25 protein-coding genes, 1 tRNA gene and 1 pseudogene are annotated in these 24,669 nt (G+C 59.4%); 15 read left to right on the top strand and 12 right to left on the bottom strand.

The genetic code is table 11. From position 1 onward, the window contains the following. Position 1: 1 nt before the first annotated feature. The 3 genes from Q8O96_RS11100 to Q8O96_RS11090 all read right to left on the bottom strand — a co-directional run bounded on the left by Q8O96_RS11100 (position 2) and on the right by Q8O96_RS11090 (position 2,906). Positions 2 to 460, bottom strand: coding sequence for a tripartite tricarboxylate transporter TctB family protein (locus Q8O96_RS11100; protein WP_102861590.1), 459 nt, complete (start codon positions 458 to 460; stop codon positions 2 to 4). 58 nt (positions 461 to 518) lie between these two features. Continuing rightward, on the bottom strand, positions 519 to 1,505 hold the full coding sequence (locus Q8O96_RS11095; RefSeq protein WP_102861591.1) for a tripartite tricarboxylate transporter substrate binding protein: 987 nt from the start codon (positions 1,503 to 1,505) through the stop codon (positions 519 to 521). A gap of 108 nt (positions 1,506 to 1,613) precedes the next feature. Further along, the gene (locus Q8O96_RS11090; RefSeq protein WP_305948793.1) at positions 1,614 to 2,906 is read right to left on the bottom strand and encodes an OprD family porin; all 1,293 of its coding nucleotides are present in this window, start codon (positions 2,904 to 2,906) and stop codon (positions 1,614 to 1,616) included. Between the two features lie 235 nt (positions 2,907 to 3,141). Here Q8O96_RS11090 and Q8O96_RS11085 point away from each other — a divergent pair, with 235 nt between their 5' ends. Then, positions 3,142 to 3,813, top strand: coding sequence for a response regulator (locus tag Q8O96_RS11085; protein WP_102861593.1), 672 nt, complete (start codon positions 3,142 to 3,144; stop codon positions 3,811 to 3,813). Next, entirely contained in the window at positions 3,806 to 5,209 is a 1,404-nt protein-coding gene (locus tag Q8O96_RS11080) for a sensor histidine kinase (protein WP_305948792.1), read from the top strand. Before Q8O96_RS11085 ends, Q8O96_RS11080 begins: the two co-directional genes overlap by 8 nt. Here the strand turns inward: Q8O96_RS11080 and Q8O96_RS11075 are convergent. Then, a complete protein-coding gene (locus tag Q8O96_RS11075; protein WP_102861595.1) occupies positions 5,195 to 6,016 on the bottom strand; it encodes an HDOD domain-containing protein in 822 nt (273 codons plus the stop codon). The two genes, Q8O96_RS11080 and Q8O96_RS11075, sit on opposite strands and share 15 nt — an antisense overlap. 38 nt (positions 6,017 to 6,054) lie before the next feature. Then, a complete protein-coding gene (locus tag Q8O96_RS11070; protein ID WP_102861596.1) occupies positions 6,055 to 6,996 on the bottom strand; it encodes a folate-binding protein YgfZ in 942 nt (313 codons plus the stop codon). A 149-nt stretch (positions 6,997 to 7,145) separates the two neighbouring features. On the opposite strand from Q8O96_RS11070, the gene Q8O96_RS11065 reads away from it, so the two are divergent. Both Q8O96_RS11065 and Q8O96_RS11060 read left to right on the top strand, forming a co-directional pair. Continuing rightward, the gene (locus Q8O96_RS11065) at positions 7,146 to 7,400 is read left to right on the top strand and encodes a succinate dehydrogenase assembly factor 2 (protein ID WP_011059785.1); all 255 of its coding nucleotides are present in this window, start codon (positions 7,146 to 7,148) and stop codon (positions 7,398 to 7,400) included. Continuing rightward, positions 7,384 to 7,836, top strand: a complete 453-nt coding sequence (locus tag Q8O96_RS11060) for a protein YgfX (protein ID WP_102861597.1) — start codon at positions 7,384 to 7,386, stop codon at positions 7,834 to 7,836. The genes Q8O96_RS11065 and Q8O96_RS11060 overlap by 17 nt, the downstream gene beginning before the upstream one ends. On the opposite strand, the gene nadB is transcribed toward Q8O96_RS11060, so the two are convergent. After that, positions 7,799 to 9,421, bottom strand: coding sequence for an L-aspartate oxidase (gene nadB / locus Q8O96_RS11055; protein ID WP_305948791.1), 1,623 nt, complete (start codon positions 9,419 to 9,421; stop codon positions 7,799 to 7,801). The genes Q8O96_RS11060 and nadB overlap by 38 nt on opposite strands. 558 nt (positions 9,422 to 9,979) lie before the next feature. Between nadB and rpoE the strand changes: the two genes are divergently transcribed. From rpoE to Q8O96_RS11035, 4 genes are all read left to right on the top strand, one after another. Continuing rightward, the gene (rpoE, locus tag Q8O96_RS11050; protein ID WP_007930230.1) at positions 9,980 to 10,561 is read left to right on the top strand and encodes an RNA polymerase sigma factor RpoE; all 582 of its coding nucleotides are present in this window, start codon (positions 9,980 to 9,982) and stop codon (positions 10,559 to 10,561) included. A gap of 31 nt (positions 10,562 to 10,592) precedes the next feature. Next, positions 10,593 to 11,180, top strand: coding sequence for a sigma-E factor negative regulatory protein (locus tag Q8O96_RS11045; RefSeq protein ID WP_102861599.1), 588 nt, complete (start codon positions 10,593 to 10,595; stop codon positions 11,178 to 11,180). 8 nt (positions 11,181 to 11,188) lie between these two features. Continuing rightward, positions 11,189 to 12,145 carry a MucB/RseB C-terminal domain-containing protein gene (locus Q8O96_RS11040; protein WP_102861600.1) on the top strand — a complete coding sequence of 319 codons (957 nt, stop codon included), beginning with the start codon at positions 11,189 to 11,191 and terminating at the stop codon, positions 12,143 to 12,145. A gap of 223 nt (positions 12,146 to 12,368) precedes the next feature. Beyond that, positions 12,369 to 13,799: a DegQ family serine endoprotease gene (locus Q8O96_RS11035; protein ID WP_102861601.1), complete on the top strand. Its 1,431-nt coding sequence runs from the start codon at positions 12,369 to 12,371 to the stop codon at positions 13,797 to 13,799. 75 nt (positions 13,800 to 13,874) lie between these two features. Here the strand turns inward: Q8O96_RS11035 and Q8O96_RS11030 are convergent, their stop codons facing one another. Continuing rightward, positions 13,875 to 15,308, bottom strand: a complete 1,434-nt coding sequence (locus Q8O96_RS11030) for a M48 family metalloprotease (RefSeq protein ID WP_102861602.1) — start codon at positions 15,306 to 15,308, stop codon at positions 13,875 to 13,877. A 233-nt stretch (positions 15,309 to 15,541) separates the two neighbouring features. On the opposite strand from Q8O96_RS11030, the gene Q8O96_RS11025 reads away from it, so the two are divergent. Continuing rightward, the gene (locus Q8O96_RS11025; protein WP_011059792.1) at positions 15,542 to 15,781 is read left to right on the top strand and encodes a sulfurtransferase TusA family protein; all 240 of its coding nucleotides are present in this window, start codon (positions 15,542 to 15,544) and stop codon (positions 15,779 to 15,781) included. Positions 15,782 to 15,814: 33 nt separating this feature from the next. After that, the gene (locus Q8O96_RS11020) at positions 15,815 to 16,885 is read left to right on the top strand and encodes an AI-2E family transporter (protein WP_102861603.1); all 1,071 of its coding nucleotides are present in this window, start codon (positions 15,815 to 15,817) and stop codon (positions 16,883 to 16,885) included. A gap of 37 nt (positions 16,886 to 16,922) precedes the next feature. Here the strand turns inward: Q8O96_RS11020 and Q8O96_RS11015 are convergent, their stop codons facing one another. Continuing rightward, positions 16,923 to 17,396 carry a peroxiredoxin gene (locus tag Q8O96_RS11015; RefSeq protein ID WP_102861604.1) on the bottom strand — a complete coding sequence of 158 codons (474 nt, stop codon included), beginning with the start codon at positions 17,394 to 17,396 and terminating at the stop codon, positions 16,923 to 16,925. A 10-nt stretch (positions 17,397 to 17,406) separates the two neighbouring features. Beyond that, entirely contained in the window at positions 17,407 to 17,967 is a 561-nt protein-coding gene (locus Q8O96_RS11010; RefSeq protein ID WP_102861605.1) for a glycine cleavage system protein R, read from the bottom strand. Positions 17,968 to 18,293: 326 nt separating this feature from the next. Here Q8O96_RS11010 and dapA point away from each other — a divergent pair, with 326 nt between their 5' ends. The 5 genes from dapA (at position 18,294) to Q8O96_RS10985 (ending at position 21,983) form a co-directional block, all read left to right on the top strand. Then, entirely contained in the window at positions 18,294 to 19,172 is an 879-nt protein-coding gene (gene dapA / locus Q8O96_RS11005; protein ID WP_102878721.1) for a 4-hydroxy-tetrahydrodipicolinate synthase, read from the top strand. A 17-nt stretch (positions 19,173 to 19,189) separates the two neighbouring features. Then, complete coding sequence (bamC, locus tag Q8O96_RS11000; RefSeq protein WP_102861607.1) at positions 19,190 to 20,305, top strand: outer membrane protein assembly factor BamC; 1,116 nt, start codon at positions 19,190 to 19,192, stop codon at positions 20,303 to 20,305. A gap of 4 nt (positions 20,306 to 20,309) precedes the next feature. Next, positions 20,310 to 21,068, top strand: a complete 759-nt coding sequence (locus tag Q8O96_RS10995) for an MBL fold metallo-hydrolase (RefSeq protein ID WP_305948790.1) — start codon at positions 20,310 to 20,312, stop codon at positions 21,066 to 21,068. 28 nt (positions 21,069 to 21,096) lie between these two features. After that, a complete protein-coding gene (gene purC / locus Q8O96_RS10990; protein WP_011059799.1) occupies positions 21,097 to 21,810 on the top strand; it encodes a phosphoribosylaminoimidazolesuccinocarboxamide synthase in 714 nt (237 codons plus the stop codon). A gap of 83 nt (positions 21,811 to 21,893) precedes the next feature. Further along, positions 21,894 to 21,983 (top strand) — tRNA-Ser (locus Q8O96_RS10985). Positions 21,984 to 23,180: 1,197 nt separating this feature from the next. Here the strand turns inward: Q8O96_RS10985 and Q8O96_RS10980 are convergent. The 3 genes and pseudogenes from Q8O96_RS10980 to Q8O96_RS10970 all read right to left on the bottom strand — a co-directional run. Next, positions 23,181 to 23,474 (bottom strand): annotated as a pseudogene (locus Q8O96_RS10980) (TonB family protein); the annotation flags it as partial. A 594-nt stretch (positions 23,475 to 24,068) separates the two neighbouring features. Continuing rightward, positions 24,069 to 24,356 carry a hypothetical protein gene (locus tag Q8O96_RS10975; RefSeq protein WP_305948789.1) on the bottom strand — a complete coding sequence of 96 codons (288 nt, stop codon included), beginning with the start codon at positions 24,354 to 24,356 and terminating at the stop codon, positions 24,069 to 24,071. 18 nt (positions 24,357 to 24,374) lie between these two features. Continuing rightward, the gene (locus Q8O96_RS10970; protein ID WP_305948788.1) at positions 24,375 to 24,599 is read right to left on the bottom strand and encodes a hypothetical protein; all 225 of its coding nucleotides are present in this window, start codon (positions 24,597 to 24,599) and stop codon (positions 24,375 to 24,377) included. Positions 24,600 to 24,669: the final 70 nt, after the last annotated feature.

Raw genomic sequence — 24,669 nt, 5'->3', positions numbered from 1 at the left:
ATCAATTCTCCAGAACGTCGAGCAGGCCGAGGGGCAGTGGTACGTCCATGACCCGGTCGAACAACCAGTAGAGGCCGACACTGAGCAGGCTGATGATCACCAGGCTAGGCAGCCAGCGGCCGCCGTAGAGCCGTGCCATGGGTACGCCGATGAGGACACTGGCGACGATGAAACCCAGGGGTTCGAAGGTTCCGGCGAACACCAGCAGCAAGGTCACGCAGATCGTGATCTTGGTCAGGGTTTCCCGGTCCAGGGGCGGTTCATCTTCGCTGTGCTTGATGGGTGTCGGGCGAAACAGCATGTACAGCAGGGCCAGCCCCATCAGGCCGAGCATCAGCAAAGGGAAGGCCCGCGGGCCCACGGGTTCATAGGAAAAGGCCGCCTGATACGGCCAGGCCATCAGTGCCAGGCCGGCACAGGCCAGCAGCAACACCGCAGCGAAGAGACGTTGAACGAGCATGGCTAACTCCTGGGTGCGGCCCTCGATGCGCGAGGGCCGCGCCTTTAGCAAGGTACGGTCACTGGATCAGGCCGAACTCTTTGGCCAGGGTCTTGTAGTCGGCCACCTGTTTCTTCACATAGGTGTCCAACTCGGGGCCGGTCAGGGCGAAGGGGAACAGCTCGCGCTGGTCACGCAGCTTGGCGAACTCTTCGGAGGCCAGGAGCTGGTCGAAGGCATTTTTCCACCAGGCGTATTCCTCGTCGGTGACTTTCGGCCCGAGGTAGAAACCGCGTACCACCGGCCAGACGATGTCGTAGCCCTGCTCCTTGGCGGTGGGGATGTCTTTCATTTCCGGCTCGTCCAGACGCTGTTCGGAGAACACCGCCAGCAGGCGCATGTCGCCGGCCTGGATATGGGGCATGGAGTCGGAGATGTCGGTGCTGCCCACCTGGATGTGTCCGCCCAGCAGGGCGGTGGCGATTTCACCGCCGCCTTCCAGGGCGACGTAGCGCAGGTCCCGGGGGTTGATCCCGGCGGCCTTGGCGATCAGTGCGGTCTGCATCCAGTCCTGGCTGCCTACGGTGCCGCCGGAACCTATCACCACTTTGCTTGGATCTTTCTTCAGGGCTTGGACCAGATCGTCGAGGGTCTTGTAGGGCGAGTCGCTTTTCACCGCGATAGCGCCGTAGCTGGTGCCGACCGCTGCCAGCCAGCGCACCGCGCTTTCATCGAAACGGCCGAACTTGCCCTGGGCCAGGTTCAGCAGCGAGCCGCTGGACCAGGCCACCAGGGTTCCGGCGTCGGCGGGACGCTGGGCCACCACGGCGTTGTAGGCCACGGCACCGACACCGCCAGGCATGTAGGTGACGCGCATCGGCTTGGTGAGGAGTTTTTCGTTGACCAGGGCGCTTTGCGCCAGCTTGCAGGTCAGGTCGAAACCGCCGCCGGGGGAGGCCGGGGCGATGCATTCCGGGCGTTTGGGCTCGGCGGTCGCGGCCAGCAGTTGGCCGGCGAACAGCATGCAGCCGGCGGCGAGGGCTAGTTTGCGCAGTGAAAGGTCCATGAACGTCTCCACAGGAGTTGTTGTTATCGGTATGTCCGGGTCATCCCCGACCCTTTTTCCGCAGGAGCTGGCAAGCCAGCTCCTACGACGCAGCGTGATACGGGTGGCTTACCACAGGGCCACGCTGTAGCTCACCAGCAGGCGCACTTCATCGGCATCGCGTGCCGAATAGTTGGAACGGTAGGTGGCGTTGCGCAGGCGCACGGCGACGTCCTTGAAGGTGCCGCTTTGCACCACGTATTTGACCTCGGTGTTGCGTTCCCACTCTTTGCCGGTGTCGCCGTTTTTCAGGGCGATGTTGTCGCCGCTGAGGTAGCGGGTCATGAAGCTCAGGCCGGGAATCCCCAGCTTGGCGAAGTCGTAGTCATAGCGGGCCTGCCAGGAGCGTTCCTCGGCGCCGGCGAAGTCGTTGATCTGCACGAAGTTCACCAGGTACGGGTCGCTGCCATCGACATAGGGGAAGGCGCTGTCGCCGGACATGTGCTGGTAGCCGGCGCTGAGTTTATGTCCGTTCAGGGCATAGCTCACCAGGCCGTTGAGGGATTTGTTGTCGATCTTGCCGCCCCGGGCCTGGCCCTGGTCGTCGCTGATGGCCAGGCGCAGGTCGGTGCCGAAGGTGCCCGGTCCCATGGGCTGGGACGCTACCAGGCCGAGGAAGTGCTGGTTGTAGACATCGTCCAGTTGGGCGAAGTGGTAGCTGCCGGTGATCTTGTCGGTGAACTTGTAGTCCAGGCCGCCGAAATTGAAGTGCTTGCCGGCCACGGTGCCGGCGAAGCGGCTGTTCTTGTTGTTGAGGCGGATGTCCTCGTAGTTGCTGTCGTCGCGGTCCTTGGCCTTGTCCAGGCGCCCGCCGGTGAAGGTCAGGTTCTTGATTTCCTTGGAGGTCAGCAGGCCGCCTTCGAAGGTCTGCGGCAGGATGCGCCCGTCGTTGGGCTTGAGGATCGGTAGCTCGGGGATCAGGCTGCCGATTTTCAGTTCGGTGGCGGAGATCTTCACTTTGCCGGTCAGGCCGAGCTTGGAGTACTGGTCGGCGGCGCGTCCGTCATCGTGGGTCGGCAGCAGGCCGGTGCCGGTGCGGTCGGGGCTGGAATCGAGCTTGACCCCGAGCATGCCCAGGGCGTCCAGGCCGAAACCCACGGTGCCTTCGGTGTAGCCCGACTGCAGGTTGAGCATGAAACCCTGGGCCCATTCATCGCGCTTGGATTGCTGGGCGCTGGTGCCGTCGCGAAAGTCGCGATTGAAATACATATTGCGGGTTTCGAAGGTGGCGCTGCTGTCTTCGAAGAAGGCGGCCTGGCTTAAGGGCGCGACACCGGCGAGGGCCGCGGCGCTGGCCAGGGCAGTCGGGGTCAGACGGGAAAGAAATACAGGTGTGACGGCGTGAGGGCGCGTGGACGGCATCCAGGGGTACTCCGTTATTGTTCTTATTTTGACGAAAACGCTTCGAGGCGTTTTGCGTATCAGCGGCCATCAGGGCCAGGGCAGTCGAGACTGTCCGTAGCCGGACTCTAAAGGGCCAACCTTTCGCTAACCTTTCAACGTACTTTCACGGTTTTCGGGCTTCACAGCGGCGAATGCAGCGGTACACTCCGCGCCAAAGAGCGGCGTCGATCCCCCCGGCACGAGGTAAGAAAACATGCGAGTCCTGCTCGTCGAAGACCATCTGCAACTGGCCGAAAGTGTCGCCCAGGCGCTCAAGAGCACCGGCCTGACCGTGGATGTGCTGCACGATGGCGTGGCCGCCGACCTGGCTCTGGGCAGTGAGGAATACGCCATGGCGATCCTCGATGTCGGCCTGCCGCGCCTGGACGGTTTCGAGGTGCTGGCGCGCCTGCGGGCCCGGGGCAAGAACCTGCCGGTGCTGATGCTCACTGCCCGCAGTGACGTCAAGGATCGGGTCCACGGTCTGAACCTGGGGGCCGACGATTACCTGGCCAAGCCGTTCGAACTGACCGAGCTCGAAGCCCGGGTCAAGGCGCTGTTGCGCCGTAGCGTGCTGGGGGGCGAGCGCCAGCAGCGTTGTGGAGTGCTGGCCTATGACCTGGATACCCGACGCTTCACCCTGGGCGAAGAACTGCTGACCCTGACGTCCCGCGAGCAGGCCGTGCTCGAGGCATTGATTGCCCGTCCCGGCCGGGTGATGAGCAAGGAGCAACTGGCCTCCCAGGTGTTCGGCCTGGATGAGGAGGCCAGCCCGGATGCCATCGAGATTTATGTCCACCGTCTGCGCAAGAAGCTCGATGGCCATGCAGTGGCCATCGTGACGTTCCGTGGCTTGGGTTATCTGTTGGAAAGCCGCGATGCATAGGCCCAGCAGCCTGCGCTGGCGGTTGCTGTGGAACCTGGCGCTGCTGCTGGTGGTGCTGATGCTGGCCAGCGGCTTGAGTGCCTACTGGAACGGCCGTGAGGCCGCCGACACCGCTTATGACCGCACCCTGCTGGCCTCGGCGCGGACCATTGCCGCCGGGTTGTCCCAGCGTGACGGTAGCCTCAGCGCCAATGTGCCCTATGTGGCCCTGGACACCTTTGCCTACGACAGTGCCGGGCGCATCTATTACCAGGTCAACGATATTCACCAGCAACTGATCTCCGGTTACGAAAACCTGCCTGGTCCGCCGCCGGGTACTCCGCGTACCGATGACTATCCGGCCCTGGCGCGCTTCTACGATGCCACCTATCAGGGCCAGAACGTGCGGGTGGTGAGCCTGCTCAAGGCGGTCAGCGAGCCGAACATGAACGGCATGGCGGAAATTCGCGTGGCGGAGACCGACGAGGCGCGGGTCGCCATGGCCCGTAGCTTGATGGCCGACACCTTGCTGCGCCTGGGAATGCTGGCCATGGGGGCGTTGCTGCTGGTGTGGTTTGCGGTGAGTGCCGCCTTGCGTCCGCTGGAACGTTTGCGCGGTGCGGTGGAGGAGCGCCAGCCCGATGACTTGCGGCCGCTGCCGCTGGTTTCGGTACAGCGTGAGTTGTGGCCCCTGGTGCGGGCCTTGAACCATTTCACCGAACGCCTGCGGGGGCAGTTCGAGCGCCAGGCACAGTTTATTGCCGAGGCCGCCCATGAGTTGCGAACGCCGCTGGCGGCACTCAAGGCCCGTCTGGAGCTGGGGCTGCGTTCCAGCGAGCCGGACACTTGGCGTACGACCTTGGAAAGCGCGGCCCAGGGCACCGATCGTTTGACCCACCTGGCCAATCAGTTGCTGTCCCTGGCCCGGGTGGAAAATGGCGCCCGGGCGATCGCCGAGGGCGGCGCACAGTTGCTCGATCTCAGCCAGTTGGCCCGGGAACTGGGCATGGCCATGGCGCCTCTGGCCCATGCCAGGGGGGTGGCCCTGGCCCTGGAAGCCGACGAGCCGGTGTGGCTCAAGGGCGAGCCAACCCTGCTCAATGAACTGCTGAGCAACCTGGTGGACAACGCCCTGGCCCACACGCCGTCGGGCGGCAATGTGGTGCTGCGGGTATCGGCGCCGGGGGTGCTGGAGGTGGAGGACGACGGGCCGGGTATTCCCCTGGAGGATCGCGACCGGGTCTTCGAACGTTTTTACCGGCGTAATCAGCAGGTGGCCGGTTCGGGGTTGGGGCTGGCGATCGTCGGGGAAATCTGTCGCGCCCATCTGGCACAGATCAGCCTGCACGATGGCCTGCCTTCGGGGCTCAAAGTGCGGGTGAGTTTTGTCGCGGGGTTAGGATCAGTAGAGCATTGAGCGGGATTCTTGCAGCTCGCTGCACATGGCCTGGTTTTCCGGGTCGATCCCCAGCTTCTTGAACGCTGGCACGCTGAAGGCGTCAATGCGCGAGAGGGAGTGATCTGTGTCTTTGTGGCAGTACAGGGTCGCCACCTGGACCAGGTCGACGTAGTCGATCCCGCTGGTCTGGCGGTTGAATTCCAGGTAGTGCCCGGGGATTTCCACCAGTTGCTCGGGGAACTCCCAGACCCGTAGCAGCTTGTCCCCCAGCAACGGGTGAATGCGTTCGATCACGTGATTGAGGCTGACCGGGTCGGAAAGCAGTTCGTAGTGGTCTTCGGCGTAGGTCAGGATCGGCAACACGCCGATCTGGTGTACCAGTCCGCCGAGCGCTGCCTGGTCGGGCTTGAGCTGGGTGTAGCGGCGGCACAGGGCATAGCTGACTCCGGCCACTTCCAGGCTGCGGCGCCACACATCGTGCATTTTCTGTGCAACCACCTCGGAGCGGGCATTGAAGATCTGCTCCATCACCAGGCCGATGGCCAGGTTGCTGCTGTAGTTGACTCCCAGGCGGGTGATGGCGGTATGCAGGTCGGTGACTTCCTGGGCCGCCCGCAACAGTGGGCTGTTGACCACCTTGATCAGTCGCGCCGACAACGCGGTGTCGCGGCCTATCACTTTGCTCAGGGTGCTGACGCTGATTTCCGGGTCTTCGGCGGCCCGGCGAATCTGCATGGCCACCTCCGGTAGGGTTGGCAGAACCAGGTCATCGTTGTCGATGGCCTCTACCAAATCCTGTTGGACCTTCTGCGCCAGCTCAGTCATTTCAGTTCTCTAGGGTGTTGCAGGAAAGGGGGAGTCGGTCAGCGCTGGATTTCGCGATCGCGGTCCAGCTGGTACGGCAGGTCCAGCAATTGCAGACCGGGCCCTTCGAGTGCGCCCAGGTGCAGGTTGCCATCTTCTGCCGCTTCGGCCTGCAACACGGCCAGCAGTTCCACCTGGTCTTGTGCCTGGGCGGCCAGGACCACTTCACCGATGGAGCTGTTGTGGGTCGGGGAGAACAGCGGGGTGCCTGGAATGGGGAGTTCGCCGCTGGGCAATGCAAGTCGGTAGAGGCGACGCTTGAGCTTGCCCAGGTATTGCATGCGGGCGACGATTTCCTGACCGGTGTAGCAGCCTTTCTTGAAGCTGACGCCGCCCACGGCCTGGAGGTTGAGCATCTGCGGAATGAACAGTTCACGGGTCTGCGCCATGACCTGGCCGAGGCCTGCGCGGATCTGGCCCAGCAGCCACTGATTGAGCTCGCCCTGGGGCAGTTGCGCAGCCAGTTGCTGACCCAGGCTCTCGGCGCGTTCTGCCGGGACCCAGAGTTCGACGCGGTGGCTTGAGGCGCGCACCGCAATCAGACCGTCGGCGCGGACTACGGCGCCGTCTTCCTGGGGCAGTTCAAGGCCCAGGCCGCTCAGGCTGGAGTCGGCATGGCTGAGGCCGAAGCGCGCCCAGTTGGCGCTTTCATCGGTGAGCTTGGCCTTGGAGAAGACTGCGTATTTCTTCAGGTCCGCCAGTTGCGGCTCAAGCAGTTCGCTGGCCATGGCCAGCAGGCAGCCGTCACCTTCCAGGAGGATACGGAAACTGGACTGCATGCGGCCTTTCTGGTTGCAACGGGCGCCCAGGCTGGACTGGCTGTCGCTGAGGTAATTGAGGTTGCAGGTCAACTGACCCTGAAGGAATTTGCTGGCATCAGGGCCGCGGACGGCGAGGACGCCTTCGTGGGACAGGGGGCAGAAAAAAGCGGAGTCAGCCATGGTTCATCGCAGGGTAAAAAGTCTGGGGCACATCATAAGGGGGCGCCCCTGAAATGGATAGTTCACAAAGGACAGGTGGTGACCGACCAAAGCCGACTGTTCTCGTGTTCCCCGGGCTGTATACTTGCGCTCTATTTGAGGAGCGCTCCATGGTTGAAGATGTTGAACTGAATCGCCTCTACTGGCACAGCCGTCGCGGCATGCTTGAGCTGGACGTATTGCTGGTGCCGTTCGTCAGGGAGGTGTACCCGCATCTCAATGAGACCGATCGCGAGTGCTACCGCAAGTTGCTGGAGTGTGAGGATCAGGACATGTTCGGCTGGTTCATGGAACGCAGCGAGTCCGAGGATCCTGAGCTGCAGCGCATGGTTCGCATGATTCTGGACCGTGTCCAGCCCAAGTAGGCTGTTCGAGTGCCGCTGGCGTGCTTCACGGCAACTGCTGGCGGCTTACCTGCTGGCCCAGGCATTCGCTCTGGTTGCCATTTTCCTACTGAATATCCCGTCTTTGGCCAAGGTGCTGGGCATCCTGCTGTGCCAGTTGCACGGCGGCTGGGTGCTGCCTCGACAGATTTTGTTGACCCATTCCCGAGCATTCAGCCGCTTGCGGCATTCATCAGAGGGCTGGCAGCTGTGGAGTCCGGCCACGGGTTGGCAGGTGGTGCAGTTGCGGCCTGACAGCCTGGCATTGCCGCTGATCGTGGTATTGCGCTTCCGTCTGCAGGGCGAGCGCTGGGTGCGCTCCCTTTGTGTGCCGAGGGACGCGCAGACCGCCGATGAGCATCGGCGTCTGCGGGTGCGGCTCAAGTTCGGCCGGCGTAGGTGGGCGGCAGCAGAATAGTGTCGCGAGCTTCAGGCAGCAGCTGCGGATAGTCGAGGGTGTAGTGCAGGCCGCGGCTTTCCTTGCGCTCCATGGCCGAGAGAATCATCAATTCGGCCACCTGGGCCAGGTTGCGCAACTCGATCAAGTCACGGCTGACCTTGTAGTTGCTGTAGAACTCGTCGATTTCGTCCAGTAGCAGGCGAACCCGGTGTTGAGCCCGTTGCAGGCGTTTGTTGGTCCGCACGATGCCGACGTAGTCCCACATGAATCGCCGCAGTTCGTCCCAGTTGTGCGCAATGATCACGTCTTCGTCAGAGTCGGTGACCTGGCTGGCATCCCAGGCCGGCAGGGCGATGGGAATCGAGATCTGAGGCAACTGCTGGAGAATGTCGGCCGCTGCCGAGCGGGCGTAGACGAAACACTCCAGCAACGAGTTGCTGGCCATGCGGTTGGCTCCGTGGAGGCCAGTGAAACTGGTTTCGCCAATGGCATACAGGCCTGGCACATCGGTGCGCCCCTGTTGATCGACCATTACGCCGCCGCAGGTGTAGTGGGCGGCCGGCACCACTGGGATCGGCTGCCGGGTGATATCGATGGAAAATTCCAGGCAGCGCTCATACACGGTGGGGAAGTGGGTCTTGATGAAGGCTTCCGGTTTGTGGCTGATATCCAGGTAGACGCAGTCGATCCCCAGGCGCTTCATTTCATGGTCAATGGCCCGGGCGACGATGTCCCGGGGAGCCAGTTCGGCCCGAGGGTCGAAGCGCTGCATGAAGCGTTCGCCGTTGGGCAGCTTGAGGTGGGCGCCTTCACCGCGCAGGGCCTCGGTGATCAGGAAGCTCTTGGCCAGTGGGTGATACAGGCAGGTGGGGTGGAACTGGTTGAACTCCAGGTTGGCCACCCGGCAACCCGAGCGCCACGCCATGGCGATGCCATCGCCACAGGCACCGTCGGGGTTGCTGGTATAGAGGTAGACCTTGGCTGCACCGCCGGAGGCGAGGATCACGAAGCGGGCGCCGAAGGTGTCCACTTCACCCGTGCCGCGATTGAGTACGTAGGCGCCCAGGCAGCGATCACCTTCCAGGCCCAGGCGTTTTTCGGTGATCAGGTCAACGGCAACCCGCTGCTCCAGCAGTTCGATATTGGGGTGCTGTCGGGCCTGGGCCAGCAGTGTCTTGAAAATGGCTGCGCCAGTGGCGTCTGCGGCATGGATGATCCGTCGGTGGCTGTGACCGCCTTCACGGGTCAGGTGGAACTCGAAGCCATTGTCATCGCTGCTGGCGTCTTCATCGCGGGTAAAGGGAACCCCCTGGTCGATCAACCACTGGATGGCCTCGCGGCTGTGTTCCACGGTAAATCGCACGGCATCTTCGTGGCACAGGCCGCCACCGGCGTTGAGGGTGTCATCGACATGGGATTCGACGGTATCGGTATCGTCCAGAACGGCAGCGACGCCGCCTTGGGCCCAGTAGGTCGAACCGTTGGCCAGATCGCCTTTGCTCAGGACGGCGATACGCAAGTGGCGGGGCAGTGTCAGGGCCAGACTCAAGCCGGCGGCGCCGCTGCCAATCACCAGAACATCGTGTTGAAACTGTTGGCTCATTTGAAGGATTCCGCTCAAAGCGACCCAATATGGGGTTGGCGCCAGACGCCTGAATCGGCGAGTCAAAGCAGCCACACAGCCCACTAGTATATAGAGGGGGGGATCGGCACAATAGTCGCGCCTTCATGGCGTTGTGCGACTTCGCTGAGCAAAAGCGTTGCTCTCGACCAGCCTCTACTCGCGGCGTTCAAGCTTCCGCGCGGGTTGATCGAAGAAGTAGGGCTGTTTTTCTCTTCACCGTTACACAATCTTCGTTCGGCGCAGCTATAAAGATTGGGAACTTTTGCCAAGGCCCCAAACTCAATAGAAGGTTGCCTGAAAGAAGGGACAGCGTCGGTTCTGGCCAGGGTTTGCAATCTGTCCCTTGGTGACAGAAATCGACGACAGGATTATTCGCGCAGCCGGCCTTGCCCGCGCTGCGTTTTTCGTGCGTGCCGGATCAGAGCCCGCAGGAAACTTGCTTGGAGGGGGAGAACTTTTGCGAAAAGCCCGAGTCTATGTTTGCAAGCCTGATCGATTAGTGATGCAAGCCTCCTCCGAGTTTATCGAGGAGTGTTCATGCTAACCCAGGAAGAGGATCAGCAGCTGGTCGAGCGCGTTCAGCGTGGCGACAAGCGAGCGTTCGATCTGCTCGTGCTGAAATACCAGCACAAAATTCTCGGGTTGATCGTGCGTTTCGTGCACGACACCCATGAAGCCCAGGATGTCGCACAAGAAGCCTTTATCAAGGCTTACCGTGCACTAGGTAATTTTCGGGGGGACAGCGCGTTCTATACGTGGCTGTACCGTATCGCCATCAACACGGCGAAAAACTATCTGGTTTCACGCGGCCGCCGGCCGCCGGATAGCGATGTCAGTTCTGAGGATGCGGAGTTCTATGACGGCGATCATGGCCTGAAGGATCTCGAATCGCCGGAACGTGCATTGCTGCGGGATGAGATCGAAGGCACCGTCCATCGAACCATTCAGCAACTACCTGAAGATTTGCGTACAGCCTTAACTTTACGTGAATTCGATGGTCTGAGTTACGAGGACATTGCCAGCGTCATGCAGTGTCCGGTGGGTACCGTGCGCTCCCGGATTTTCCGCGCTCGGGAAGCCATCGATAAAGCCCTGCAGCCGTTGTTGCAGGAAACCTGAGACAGCGGCGACAGCCAAGAGAGGAACCGCCATGAGTCGTGAAGCCCTGCAGGAATCGCTGTCCGCGGTGATGGATAACGAAGCGGACGAACTGGAATTGCGTCGGGTGTTGAATGCCGTCGACGAAGTAGAAACCCGTGAGACTTGGGCTCGTTATCAAATCGCCCGGGCAGCTATGCACAAGGAGTTGCTGCTTCCACGTCTGGACATCGCCGCTGCTGTTTCGGCAGCTCTGGCTGATGAGGCCGTACCAGCCAAAGCGTCCCGTGGACCTTGGCGCAGTCTGGGCCGTCTGGCGGTAGCTGCATCGGTGACTGTGGCGGTACTGGCCGGTGTGCGGCTGTACAACCAAGATGAGATCGCAGGCGTTGAACTGGCTCAGCAAGCCGCTCAACCTACCCTGGCGACTCCACAAATTAAGGGCCCTGCTGTACTGGCCGGCTACAATGAAAGCTCGGAAGCCACTGGCCCCATGGCTAATGGCGTATTGCAAGGGCAGCCAGGCTGGCACGATCAGCGTCTGCCAAGCTACCTGCGTCAGCATGCTCAACAAGCTGCACTCAAAGGCACTGAAAGTGCACTGCCTTATGCCCGTGCGGCAAGCTTGGAAAACCGCTAAGGAGGATCATGCGCGCCATACCTCTACTCTCGCTTCTGCTTAGTGGCTGGTTTGTGGTTCCAGCCCACGCCGATGAAGCCCAGGGCTGGTTGCAGCGTCTTGGGCAAGCGGAACAGCAGCAAAGCTTTCAGGGCACTTTCGTTTACGAGCGTAACGGTAGTTTTTCTACCCATAACATCTGGCATCGCGTCCAGGGTGGAGAGGTCCGTGAGCGTTTGGTTCAGCTCGATGGATCTGCTCAAGAGGTGGTGCGTGTCGATGGTCGCACCCAGTGCGTCAGCGGTACGTTAATGGCAGGGTTGGGCGATGCTCCGGACTCTGCGACCCGTGCGCTGGATCCGCAAAAGCTCAAGAATTGGTATGACCTTGCCGTTATCGGCAAATCACGCGTGGCTGGGCGTCAGGCAGTCATCGTTTCGGTTACGCCCAGAGATCAACATCGTTATGGCTTTGAGTTGCATCTGGATCGGGAAACCGGCCTGCCGCTCAAATCCCTGTTGTTGAACGACAAGGGACAACTATTGGAGCGCTTCCAGTTCACTCGTCTGGATACTGCAGATGTTCCTGAAGATGCAGAGTTGCAAGCCGGGGCTGACTGCAAACCCGTGAGCCTGGATAGCGACAAGGCTTCGGCCATCAAGACTGCGCAAACCTGGCATTCCGACTGGCTACCTCCGGGTTTCGAGCTGACCAGTAGCTCCGCCCGCAAGGATCCGCAAACCAAGACCCTGGTCAACAGCTTGCTGTATGACGACGGTTTGGCGCGGTTCTCGGTGTTCCTCGAACCACTCAACGGGGCGACGGTTACCGATACCCGCACCCAGCTCGGTCCGACTGTTGCCGTATCACGTCGCTTGACCACGCCTGAAGGCGAAATGATGGTCACCGTGGTCGGGGAAATCCCCATTGGCACTGCTGAACGTATTGCGCTGTCGATGCGTTCCGATGCCACCGCCAAGCAATGAGCCTTTGTTGGTTGTGTAAGAGGTCGGTAATGCCTACTCCACAATTGAGAAGATGAAATGTTTGGTGAGCAATTTCATTTGCAAAATCCCCAGAGTTTTTTTATAGGTCAGAACCCCTCGGTTCTGACCTTATTTGTCGTTCCTGGAGCAAAAGTACCGCCCCTGCATTTTCGGTGCGACTTGCTCCATATCGCTTAACCACGCTCGTCGTAACGGGAGCCGTATGTCGATACCACGCTTGAAGTCTTACTTCACCATTCTTGCCACCGTGCTGGTGCTGGGGCAGGCCGTGTCTGCCCAGGCAGCCGAGTTGCCTGATTTCACCCAACTGGTCGAGCAGGCCTCGCCTGCTGTGGTGAATATCAGTACAACGCAGAAGCTGCCTGATCGGCGTTTTTCCAACTCGGCACAGATGCCCGAACTGGAAGGCCTGCCGCCAATGTTGCGGGAGTTCTTCGAGCGTGGCATGCCCCAGCAGCGCTCTCCGCGAGGGGACCGCCAGCGTGAAGCCCAGTCCCTGGGCTCGGGTTTCATCATTTCCCCGGATGGCTACATCCTCACCAACAATCACGTGATCGCCGATGCGGACGAGATTCTCGTGCGTCTGGCCGACCGCAGTGAATTGAAAGCCAAGCTGATAGGCACCGATCCGCGTTCCGACGTGGCGCTGTTGAAGATCGATGGCAAGGACCTGCCTGTGCTGAAGCTGGGTAAATCCCAGGACCTGAAAGCCGGGCAATGGGTCGTGGCCATCGGTTCGCCATTTGGTTTCGACCACACCGTGACCCAGGGCATCGTCAGTGCCATTGGTCGCAGTCTGCCAAATGAAAACTACGTTCCCTTCATTCAGACCGACGTGCCGATCAACCCGGGTAACTCCGGTGGCCCGCTGTTCAACCTGGCGGGGGAGGTGGTGGGCATCAACTCGCAGATATACACCCGTTCCGGTGGCTTCATGGGGGTGTCCTTCGCGATCCCTATCGACGTGGCCATGGACGTTTCCAATCAGCTGAAAACCGGTGGCAAGGTCAGTCGTGGCTGGCTGGGCGTAGTGATTCAGGAGGTCAATAAAGACCTGGCAGAATCCTTTGGTCTGGAAAAACCTGCCGGTGCACTGGTCGCACAGGTTCAGGACGGAGGCCCAGCGGCCAAGGGCGGCCTGCAAGTGGGGGACGTGATTCTCAGCCTCAATGGTCAACCCATTGTCATGTCGGCGGACCTGCCGCATCTGGTCGGGGCACTGAAGGCCGGAGCCAAGGCCAACCTGGAAGTGATTCGTGAAGGCAAGCGCAAGAATGTCGAGCTCACCGTGGGCGCCATTCCTGAAGAAGACAAGGATCTGAGCATGCTGCCCAAGTCCGGCGTCGAGCGCAGCAGTAACCGTCTCGGCGTAGCCGTTGTAGAGCTCAATGATGAGCAGAGAAAGGCTTTTGACCTCAAGGGTGGCGTAGTCATCAAGGAAGTCCAGGATGGCCCAGCGGCGTTGATCGGCCTGCAGCCGGGCGACGTGATCACCCACCTGAACAACCAGGCGATTACCACCGCCAAGGAGTTCACCGAAATCGCCAAGGCGCTGCCGAAGAACCGCTCGGTGTCCATGCGTGTACTGCGTCAGGGGCGAGCCAGTTTCATTACCTTCAAACTGGCCGAGTAATACGTCTGACGCCGTGCTCGCGCAGTAAAAAGCCCGCCTCGTAAGAGGCGGGCTTTTTTATGGCGCCTGGAAACATCAGCGCATCATGTCTTTGACCATCTGCTCCTGGTCCATCATCTCCCGCTGACGAGCGTCGATTCTCGACGACAGTGGGAAGTTGCTGCCGGCCCGCCGTTTGGCGAAGTCCAGTTGCTGAATGGCTTGGCGGTAGTCGCCGACCAGGGCGAAGTACTCGGCCCGGGCCTGGTGCAGGCCAATGATATTGCCCGACAGACCGCGGGTTTCCGCCACCAGATACCAGACATCCGGATCGTCCGGACGGCTTTTCAGCAAGCCTTCCAGGGCCTTTTCCGCATCCGCGGGGCGGTTCTGCTTGAGCAGCAGGTCCACTCGGATCTGATTCAGCGGGTAGTTGCCCGGGTACAGGTTGAGCATCCGCTCCACACGAGCTTGCGCATCCGGCAGGCGGTTGTTGGCCATGTCCAACTCGATCTGAGCCAGGTTGTAGGTGACATCATTGGGGGATTTGGCCAGCAGCGGCTTGAGGTTTTCCCGAGCCTCGTTCCACTGGCTGCCCTTGATCTGGGCGATGGCCAGACCGTAACGGGCAATGTCGTTCTTCGGGTTTTCATCGAGCTGGGCGCGAAAGCGCTTGGCGGCCAGACCAGGAGATTCTTCGTAATTCAACTGCACCCGCGCACGGATCAGTTGATAGCGCAGGCTGTCCTCGGTGCCTCCGAGTTTGGCCTGTTCTGCGCGGTTGCGGGTGTCGGCGATTCGCGATTCGGTGACCGGGTGCGTCAGGAGGAATTCCGGAGGCTTGGCATCGAAGCGGTATTGGCGCATCAAACGTTCGAACATGGTGGGCATCGAGCGTGGGTCGTAGCCGGCTTTCTCCAGATTGAGAATGCCGATGCGGTCGGCTTCCTGTTCGTTTTGCCGGGAAAAGCGCCGCTGTTCCTGGATGGCCGCGGCCTGGGTGCCGGCGATGGTGGCGATCCCCGCATCCCCGGCGCCGGCGGCAGCGATCACGATCCCCGCCAGCAAGGCGGCCATCATTGGCACCTGCATGCGCTGCTGGGCTTCAACCCCGCGGGCAAAGTGGCGTTGGGAAAGGTGCGCCAGTTCGTGAGCCATCACCGAGGCGTACTCTCCCTCGGTCTGGGCATTGAGAAACAGGCCACCGTTGACCCCGACAATCCCGCCGGGGGCGGCGAAGGCGTTGAGCTGCGGGCTGTTGATCAGGATGAACTCCAGGCGGCGGTCGTTGACCTGGCTGGTCTCCACCAGTTTGTAGACGCTGGTTTCGACATAGTCCTTGAGTTGCGGGTCGTTGAGTTGCGAGACCTGGCTGCGTAGCAACGCCAGCCAGGCACGGCCCAGCTGGTGTTCCTGTTGTGGAGAGACAATGGATGAACTGGCGTCACCAAGTGACGGCAGGTCGTCGGCGAAGCCCGGTGAGGCGAGCAGGCAAGCGAGCGTCAGCAGGGTAGGGCGCAATAAATTCATGCACAAAGCCTTATTCGACAAAGGCTCTACTGTAGCTGCCCGCTGGTCCGGGGACCAGATAAAGCCAGTGAAAACTCTGCGGATAAAAAAGTGCTTTCGGGTAAATTCCGACGTCTACCTCATCGAGCCTCTGTCACGGCGCTACAGCGCTCTGGTTTCAGGCTTCTTTATTGCCGACGGCTTTGCCTTGCAGGGTATTCTAGGCGCCTTGAATTGATGATCGGAGTAAGCCAATGACCGATGTTGTCGCCCATGACGCCGAGCTCGATGCCAGTGGACTGAACTGCCCACTGCCACTGCTCAAGGCCAAGATGGAACTCAATCGCCTGGCCAGTGGCGCGGTGCTCAAGGTCATTGCCACCGATGCCGGGTCCCAGCGTGACTTCCGCACCTTCGCTCGCCTGGCCGGTCATACCCTGTTGCGCGAAGAGGACGAGGCCGGGGTCTATCGTTACTGGCTGAAAAAGGCCTGACGGCCGTTCACCGCTTTCATCTAAGGATCATTGATGTTCAAAGTGCTACGTGACTGGATACAGCGCTACTTCTCGGATGAAGAAGCGGTGGTGCTCGCTGTGCTGCTGTTCCTGGCCTTTACCGCTGTGCTGACCTTGGGTGGGATGCTGGCGCCAGTACTGGCGGGCATGGTCCTGGCCTACCTGATGCAGGGGCTGGTGGTGAGCCTGGAGCGCCTGCGCCTGCCCGGTGGGGCGGCGGTGGGGTTGGTGTTCGCTCTGTTCATGGGCCTGCTGCTGGTGTTCATCCTGGTGGTGGTGCCTTTGCTCTGGCACCAGTTCGTCACCCTGTTCAACGAGTTGCCGGGGATGCTCGCCAAGTGGCAGTCACTGTTGCTGCTGTTGCCCGAGCGCTATCCGCACCTGGTGTCGGACGAGCAGGTGCTGCAGGCCATCGAAGTGGCTCGGGGCGAGATCGGCAAGTTCGGTCAATGGGCGCTGACGTTCTCCCTGTCCAGCCTACCCTTGCTGGTGAACATCATGATCTACCTGGTGCTGGTGCCGATCCTGGTGTTCTTCTTCCTCAAGGACCGGGCGATGATCAGCCGTTGGGTTATCGGCTACCTGCCTCAGGAGCGGACCTTGATCACTCGGGTTGCCCACGAAATGAACCGGCAGATCGCCAACTACATCCGCGGCAAGGTCATCGAGATCGTTATTTGCGGTGGTGTGACTTATATCGCCTTCGTCGCCCTGGGCCTGAACTACGCGGCCCTGCTGGCCCTGCTGGTGGGGATTTCGGTGGTGGTGCCCTATGTCGGTGCGGTAGTGGTGACGGTGCCGGTGGCGCTGATCGCCCTGTTCCAGTGGGGCTGGAGCGACCAGTTCATCTACCTGATGGCGGTCTACGGGATCATCCAGGCCCTGGATGGCAATGTGCTGGTGCCGCTGCTGTTCTCCGGTGCGGTGAATCTGCACCCGGTAGCAATCATCTGTGCGGTGCTGCTGTTTGGCGGGCTGTGGGGCTTCTGGGGGATTTTCTTTGCGATTCCCCTGGCCACGCTGTTCAAGGCAGTGCTGGATGCCTGGCCGAGGAAGGACCCGGTGGTGGCGCCTTTACTCTAGATAACGCGGGGCGGCTGATTCAGCCGCCCCGTTGGTTTCAGGCCTTGTTCAGAGCCTGGGCTGCTGCCAGTACGGCGTCGACATGGCCCGGAACCTTGACCCCGCGCCATTCCTGGCGCAGGACGCCGTCCTTGTCGATCAGGAAAGTGCTGCGGTCCACGCCCAGGTATTCCTTGCCATAGAGCTTCTTCAACTTGATCACGTCGAACAGCTGGCAGACGGCTTCGTCCTTGTCGCTGATCAGCTCGAAGGGGAACTCCTGCTTGCACTTGAAGTTCTCGTGGGACTTCAGGCTGTCGCGGGAGATGCCGAAGACCTCGGTGTTGGCGGCCTGGAAGGCGGCGTATTGATCACGAAAGCCCTGGCCCTCGGTGGTGCAGCCAGGGGTGCTGTCCTTGGGGTAGAAGTAGATCACCACTTGCTTGCCCTTGAGGCCGGACAGGCTGACGGTCTGGCCGCTGGTGGCAGGGGCCTGGAAATCAGCGACGGGTTGGTCGATAGCAACAGCCATGGGAGCTTCCTTACATGGGGTTCTGTGGGCGCCAGGGTTCGATCAGCGCATCGAGGTTCATGGCATCGGCAAAATCCAGGAACTGGTCGCGCAACCAGCTGATCTGGGTGCCGGCGGGCAGGGTCACGGTGAAGGTGGCATTGAGCATAGTGCCCCCGGTCTGCGGAGCCTGGTAGGTATCGCAGGTGAGGTTTTCCAGTTCGACATGATGGTCGATGAAGAACTGGCACAGCTCATTGACGATGTCAGAGCGGTAGGCCGCGCTGACGTAGGCGACATAAGGCAAGGCCTGGGGACGGCTTTCCAGAGCGGCGCTGCGCACCACGTTGACCGTGAAGGCGTGCTTCTTGGCCAGGGATGGCAGGCTGCTTTCCAGGCGCGCCAGGGCGTCCCAACTGCCGGAAATCTCCAGCACCAGGGCGCTGCACTCGCCGTGTCGGGTCAGACGCGAAGTCACCACGGCACAACGGTTTTCATGGCTGGCGCGGCACAGGACGTTGGTCAGCTCCATGGGGTTGGCGCCGAGGGCACTGATGACAAGGAATTGTTCGCGAACTGTGGGGGTGGACATGCAGCATTCCTAAAGCGATGAGCGGTCGGTACTTTTTGACAAGCCAGTAGCAGGCAAGCGTTGCAAGCTGAACTTCAGGGCCTTGAACCACAAGCCGGCGACGGGCCCCGAAACGCTCGGAACACAGTCTGGCAACGCGGGAATGGGGCTTTGCAGATCCAACAGGCAGGCGATAACCCGGTTTACATGCTTATCAGTAGCGATCAAAGCCTGAAGGGTAGCGAAAACCATCGCTCAGGGGAATGCTCACGGCAAGGGACTTCGCTTGTGCAAGGAACTTGGCGCCAGTACCATTACCGCTCTCTTTTTCCGGCAGGAGCGGTTGCATGATTGCGGGCAGTATGGTGGCACTGGTCACACCCATGGATGCACAGGGAAATCTCGACTGGGACAGCCTGAGCAAACTGGTGGACTTCCACCTGCAAGAGGGCACCAACGCCATCGTGGCGGTCGGCACCACAGGTGAATCGGCCACACTGGATGTCAACGAGCACATCGAAGTGATTCGTCGGGTGGTGGCCCAGGTTGCAGGGCGTATCCCGGTGATTGCCGGTACCGGCGCCAACTCGACGCGTGAAGCGATCGAACTGACCACCAACGCGAAGATCGCCGGCGCCGACGCCTGCCTGCTGGTGACTCCGTACTACAACAAGCCGACCCAGGAAGGCCTGTACCAGCATTTCCGCGCCATTGCCGAGGCCGTGGACATCCCGCAGATCCTCTACAACGTTCCAGGCCGTACCGCATGCGACATGCAGGCCGAGACCGTGATCCGTCTGTCCTCCGTGAAAAACATCATCGGCATCAAGGAAGCCACCGGCGACCTGCAGCGTGCCAAGGCCATCCTGGCCGGCGTGCCCGACGATTTCCTGGTGTACTCCGGCGATGACGCCACTGCCGTTGAACTGATCCTGCTGGGCGGCAAGGGCAATATCTCGGTGACCGCCAACGTCGCGCCTCGGGCCATGAGCCAGATGTGCGCCGCAGCCATGGCCGGCGACGCCGCCAAGGCCCGCGAGATCCACGAAACCCTGATGCCGCTGAACAAGACACTGTTCATCGAGTCCAACCCTATTCCCGTGAAATGGGCCCTGCACGAAATGGGCTTGATGCCGGACGGTATCCGTCTGCCGCTCACCTGGCTCAGTGCCGCCTGTCACGAACCGCTGCGGCAGGCCATGCGCCAGTCCGGCGTCTTGGTTTAATTGAGGAAGTACAACGCATGAAGCGAATGGCCGGACTTTCCGCACTTGCCTTGATTATCTCCAGCACCAGTGGCTGCGGTTGGATCTGGGGCCCGGAAGGCTACTTCCGTGACCGGGGTAGTGATTACCTGCAAGCGCAACAAACAGCACCAATGCAACTGCCGCCGGATGTCCAGACCGCCAAGCGTCTGGATCCGCTGCTGCCAATCCCGCGCAACGTGGCCGACGACAACGTCAAGGGCGAGTACCAGGTGCCTCGTCCGCAGCCGCTGTCGGCCATTGCCGATGCCAGCGACTACACCCTGCAGAAAAGCGGCGACTCCCGTTGGGTCATGGCTCAGCATCCGCCGGCCGAAGTCTGGCCAGTGGCAGTGCAGTTCTTCCAGGACAACGGTTTCCGCCTGGATCAGCAACGCCCGCAAACTGGCGAGTTCAGCACCCGCTGGCAGCGTTCCGACGAGCTTTCCGCTGCCGTGGCCAAGCGCCTGAGCAGCGCCGGCGTCGCCGCCGACAGCGAAACTCGCGTGCGGGTGCGCATCGAACCGGGTGTGCAGCGCAATACCAGTGAAGTCTACGTGGTCAGTGCCGAGCGTCCCGCCGGCAGCACCGCCGATGTTGAGTTCACCAACCGTTCGGTCAACACCGGCCTGGACGCCGCGCTGGTGGATGACATGCTGGCCAGCATGAGCCGTACCTCCGAGAAGGGCGGTTCGGTGTCCCTGCTGGCTGCTCGCGATTTCGATACCCCGAGCCGGGTCAGCCTCAGCGAAGACGGCAGCGGCAACCCGGTGCTGAACCTGGGCGCCGACCTCGATCGCGCCTGGTCCAGCGTGGGCCGCGCCCTGGAGCAGGGCGAATGGCGGGTTGAGGACATCAACCGCAGCCTGGGCCTGTACTACATCAACCTGGCGGAAAAAGCCGAGAAGAAGAACGATGAGCCGGGCTTCTTCGGCAAGTTGTTCGGCAGCAAGCCGGCCAAGGAAGAGATCGAAGCCCGCGCCGAGCGCTACCAGGTGCGCCTGAGCAAGGTGGGTGACAACGTCCAGGTGACTGTCGAGAAGAACATCAACACCGTGGCGCCGGCCGATGTGGCGCGCAAGGTGTTGGGCGCGATTCAGGACAACCTGGGCTGATCAGATGCGTTTCGCCGTTCTCGGCAGTGGTAGCCAAGGGAATGGCACGCTGATCGCCAGTGCTGACACTTACATCCTGGTGGATTGTGGTTTCTCCTTGCGGGAAACCGAGCGGCGCCTGCTGCGCCTGGGAGTTCATCCTTCGCAGTTGAGCGCCATCCTGGTGACCCACGAACATGCCGACCACGTGCATGGCGTGGGTTTGCTGTCTCGGCGCTACAATTTACCGGTCTACCTCAGCCAGGGCACTTTGCGCGGGATGCGCAAACCGGTGGAGGCTGCAGGTTTTGTCCGCGGTGGCGAGCAACTGCAGATTGGTGCCTTGTGCATTGACGTGATTGCCGTCGCCCACGACGCCCAGGAACCTACACAGTTTGTCTTCAGCGACGGTCAGCGGCGTTTTGGCCTGCTGACCGACCTGGGTTCCTACTGTACCAGCGTACTGGAAGGCTACCGTGGCCTGGATGCCTTGATGATCGAGGCCAACCATTGCCGGGACCTGTTGGCGCGCGGTTATTACCCGTACTTTCTCAAGCAGCGGGTCGGCGGTGACCAAGGGCATTTGAACAACCATCAGGCCGCAAGCCTGGTGGCCGAATTGGGATGGCAGGACCTGCAGCATCTGGTCCTTGCTCATCTGAGCAGCAAGAACAACCTGCCGCAGCTGGCCCGGCAATGTTTTGTCGACACCCTCGGGTGCGATCCGGACTGGCTGCAATTGGCCGATCAAGATTCAGGGCTCGACTGGCGCCACATCGCCTAGCCCACCTACTTAGCAAGCGGAGCCCATCATGGAAAAACGTGAAGAACTCTACCGCGGCAAAGCCAAATCGGTTTACAAGACCGACGACGCTGACCGCCTGATCCTGCTGTTTCGCAACGACACCTCGGCGTTCGACGGCAAGCGCATCGAGCAGTTGGACCGCAAGGGTATGGTGAACAACAAGTTCAACGCCTTCATCATGCAGAAACTCGAAGCTGCCGGCGTGCCGACCCAGTTCGACAAGCTGCTGGGCGACAACGAGTGCCTGGTGAAGAAGCTCGACATGATCCCGGTGGAGTGCGTGGTGCGTAACTACGCGGCCGGCAGCCTGGTCAAGCGCCTGGGTGTGGAAGAGGGCATGAAGCTCAATCCTTACACGTTCGAGCTGTTCCTGAAGGACGACGCCAAGGGCGACCCGTTCATCAACGAATCTCACGTTGTGGCGTTCGGTTGGGGTACCGCCGAGCAACTGGCGCGCATGAAAGAGCTGTCGCTCAAGGTCAACGAAGTCCTGAGCAAGCTGTTTGATGACGCTGGCCTGCTGCTGGTGGACTTCAAGCTGGAGTTCGGCGTGTTCAGCGACGGCTCCATCGTCCTGGGCGACGAGTTCAGCCCGGACGGCTGCCGTCTGTGGGACAAGGACACCAAGAAGAAGATGGACAAGGACCGCTTCCGCCAGGGCCTCGGTGATGTCATCGAAGCCTACGAAGAAGTCGCCCAGCGCCTGGGCGTGCCGCTGTAATCGACGCAAGCATCTGATAGCACGGAAAAAATTTGCTCGGGGGCTTCGCATCCGGCAAAGGTGCTGTTATGATGCGCGCCGTTGGAGAGATGCCAGAGTGGCCGAATGGGACGGATTCGAAATCCGTTGTACCTTCACCGGTACCTAGGGTTCGAATCCCTATCTCTCCGCCATACAAATGAAAGCCCCTGAAATCGATGATTTCAGGGGCTTTTTGTTTTTCGATTGTACGTAGTGTTTGTACGTAAAATTCCTGTGTTTTCCCTTCTCTGTATACTCAAATCACGTAGCTAACTCCATGCCCAGTAGCATGGGTAGTGAGGCTGTTCCCCACGCCCAGCATGTTGAACGATCAGAGTGACTTTGTTCTATCTGGCTTGTGGGTGTGTGCGGTATTTTTTACATATTGTCTGTTTTTTCAGTCGACCCATGGTTGCGTTGTGCCGAGCGGAACAAACACATGATGAGGACGAACAGTGATTAAGCGTGAAAATCGTTTGTTTGAGAGAGCGTCCTGGTGCGCGCTGTTTTAGGCTTCTGGGCGCGTCATGTAGGCTTTATCGCCTGCTGCTAATAGGGGAGGGAGGTTTCAGTCGGGGCGCCTTGTACGAGCTTGTAGCGGCCTTCTAAGCGGGATGATCAAAAAGTACGAAAATCGAAAATATTTTCGAATTATCTTCAGTTTTTGAATTTTATCGACATAAATACATATGTGCCCATGAACGATACCTTCAAACAATGTTTATTCTGGTGTCGAGTAAGTATTAGAATGGATGCACGGGTCGAAACCATAATCGACCAAAAATTCGAACGGCTTCAATTATTTTCTAAGAGACGTCAAGAACGTTGGGTGTAGATGGCCGTGCGATAATGTTGCGTAAAAAGGTTTATTCGGGAAGTCACAATCGGAAAAGTCTGCAACCACTATCGCCAAACTAGAACAATGAATTATGGACCATGACAGGATGATGGCTCTGCAGAAAAAGATGCAACCATCGATTCGATTGAACTTCGTCATACTGGACTCAATTGGATACCGTAGCTGCTGCGAAGCAAAAAACAGACATTAATCGTGCATAGGGTTACCCGCGCGAGCTAAACAACAAGAGAATACTTTTTGTATGCAAGTCTAGTATGGGCCGTGCCGGGGACGTTCTTCAGACTCCCTTGGAAGGATTTTCCTGGACAGGGAAAATCCGTCCGGAACTTTCTTCAGTGCGGGTTCTATAAGATTAAAAGAAAATATACTAGATCGCCGTAGGCGATGCCCGTAGGGCTGATCTAGTACATTGTGTTTTTATTCTTGATCGCTAGAAATTCGATTTATGACTTTTGGAATAAGGTTGTTTTGGTACTTTTGACTAAGACTTTCATAGTGCTAGGTCATCTGGTGTGAATATCATTATGAACTGCCGATAACGATTGCTTTCCGAAGACTTCATTTCCTGTATTTCAGTTAATCTACCAATATTCTTGACTGCGGCAGTTGCCGACTTATCAAATGGCACGTCACCACTGGTCTTCGCAACGCTGACCGAGGTAACGGTACCGTCACGTGCTATGCTGATTTGCAGTTCGACCGCCAATCCCTTCCGTGCAGATGGCGGCCGAGCCCAGCCTTCGGAGGCACGCGCCTTAATCAGTTCATCAAAGTGGGCAGCCAAATCAGGATATTCTGGTTTGAGGGTAGCAGGCACTGTAACCGGCTGTTTGACTGGTTGTTTTATAACTTTCTTTTGGACGGATAATCTGGTAATAATCATAGTTCCGGCTATATCTGTTCCGATAATACGCACCAACTGCCCTTGAAGCTTCCGCCCATTGAAGTCACCTTCATCTTGTTCTACGGCAACCATCAATGAGCCGTTACTTTCACGTATGTAACATAAACCATCGCCGCACATTCTGATGGTGAACTCTTTGTCCAGTTCAAATGCCTTGTTTTTAAACCAGTTCAACCCCTTGTCCTGATTGCTTGTAAAAGCATTTGAAAGTCCCCCGGAGTATTTTACGCCGTTGGCGTCCTCCAGAGCTTTCAAGTCGGATTGACTCAATGTGTGCCCGAATGCAAATACCGGCAACAAAGCCAGGGCCAAAATAGAAGTTCGCATAATTTCCGCCGATCTAGTTAATTAATTAGATTTGTTGTCGGCAGGGACAGTCTCGCTACATGGCACCCTGCCTACAACCATAAATATCTAGTATTTAGCGTTACAGTCCATCAACCTTGGCTTGGTTGCTAATGCGCATCATAGATGTCATTTCTGGTGCATGAGCCATACAAGCCCCATCACGATTGCTACCCAGACAGTGGCGATCAATGACCACTTCAATGCGGACAGGAAACTCGCACCGCTTGCAGCACCAAACTTAAATCCAAGCCCCCAGCGCCACCACTTGTTCACTGCATAAGCCACTGGTGGAGCCGCTAGAAGAAATGCCCATAGCAGATCATCAGATGTGCCCTTACCAGTTTGGGCGGCTGATACAGCGCATGATGCGGTTGCTGATGTCATCAACAACCAGGCACGTCGAAAAAGGGTCATGCGATTCGTCCTTGAATGTCAGTTGCTTGAATTGGTCTGTGTGCGTAGACGCCGCAAAGTCGAGGGAATCCCTACCAGGAACAAGGTTGAGGCCACCAGCAGCAGCACAGAGCCCACGAGGACGCCAACGCCCAATGCTTGCCGGAAGCTGGAAACGTATCCGAATTCCAATGAACAGATTCCGGCAATACTGGCTACCGGCATGCTTAACGCAGCCCCAAAGAGCCCAAATAACAATTTCATGAAGTTTTCCTTGTTGTTTTTGAATTGGTGATTGCGGTAACGACTGTAAAATATCTGAAAATCAGATATC

The organism is Pseudomonas sp. LPH60 (genome assembly GCF_030718165.1).
GTDB classification, from domain to species: domain Bacteria; phylum Pseudomonadota; class Gammaproteobacteria; order Pseudomonadales; family Pseudomonadaceae; genus Aquipseudomonas; species Aquipseudomonas danubii.
The sequence above is the reverse complement of the archived record's forward strand: the minus strand, read 5'-3'. Positions and strand labels throughout refer to the sequence as shown.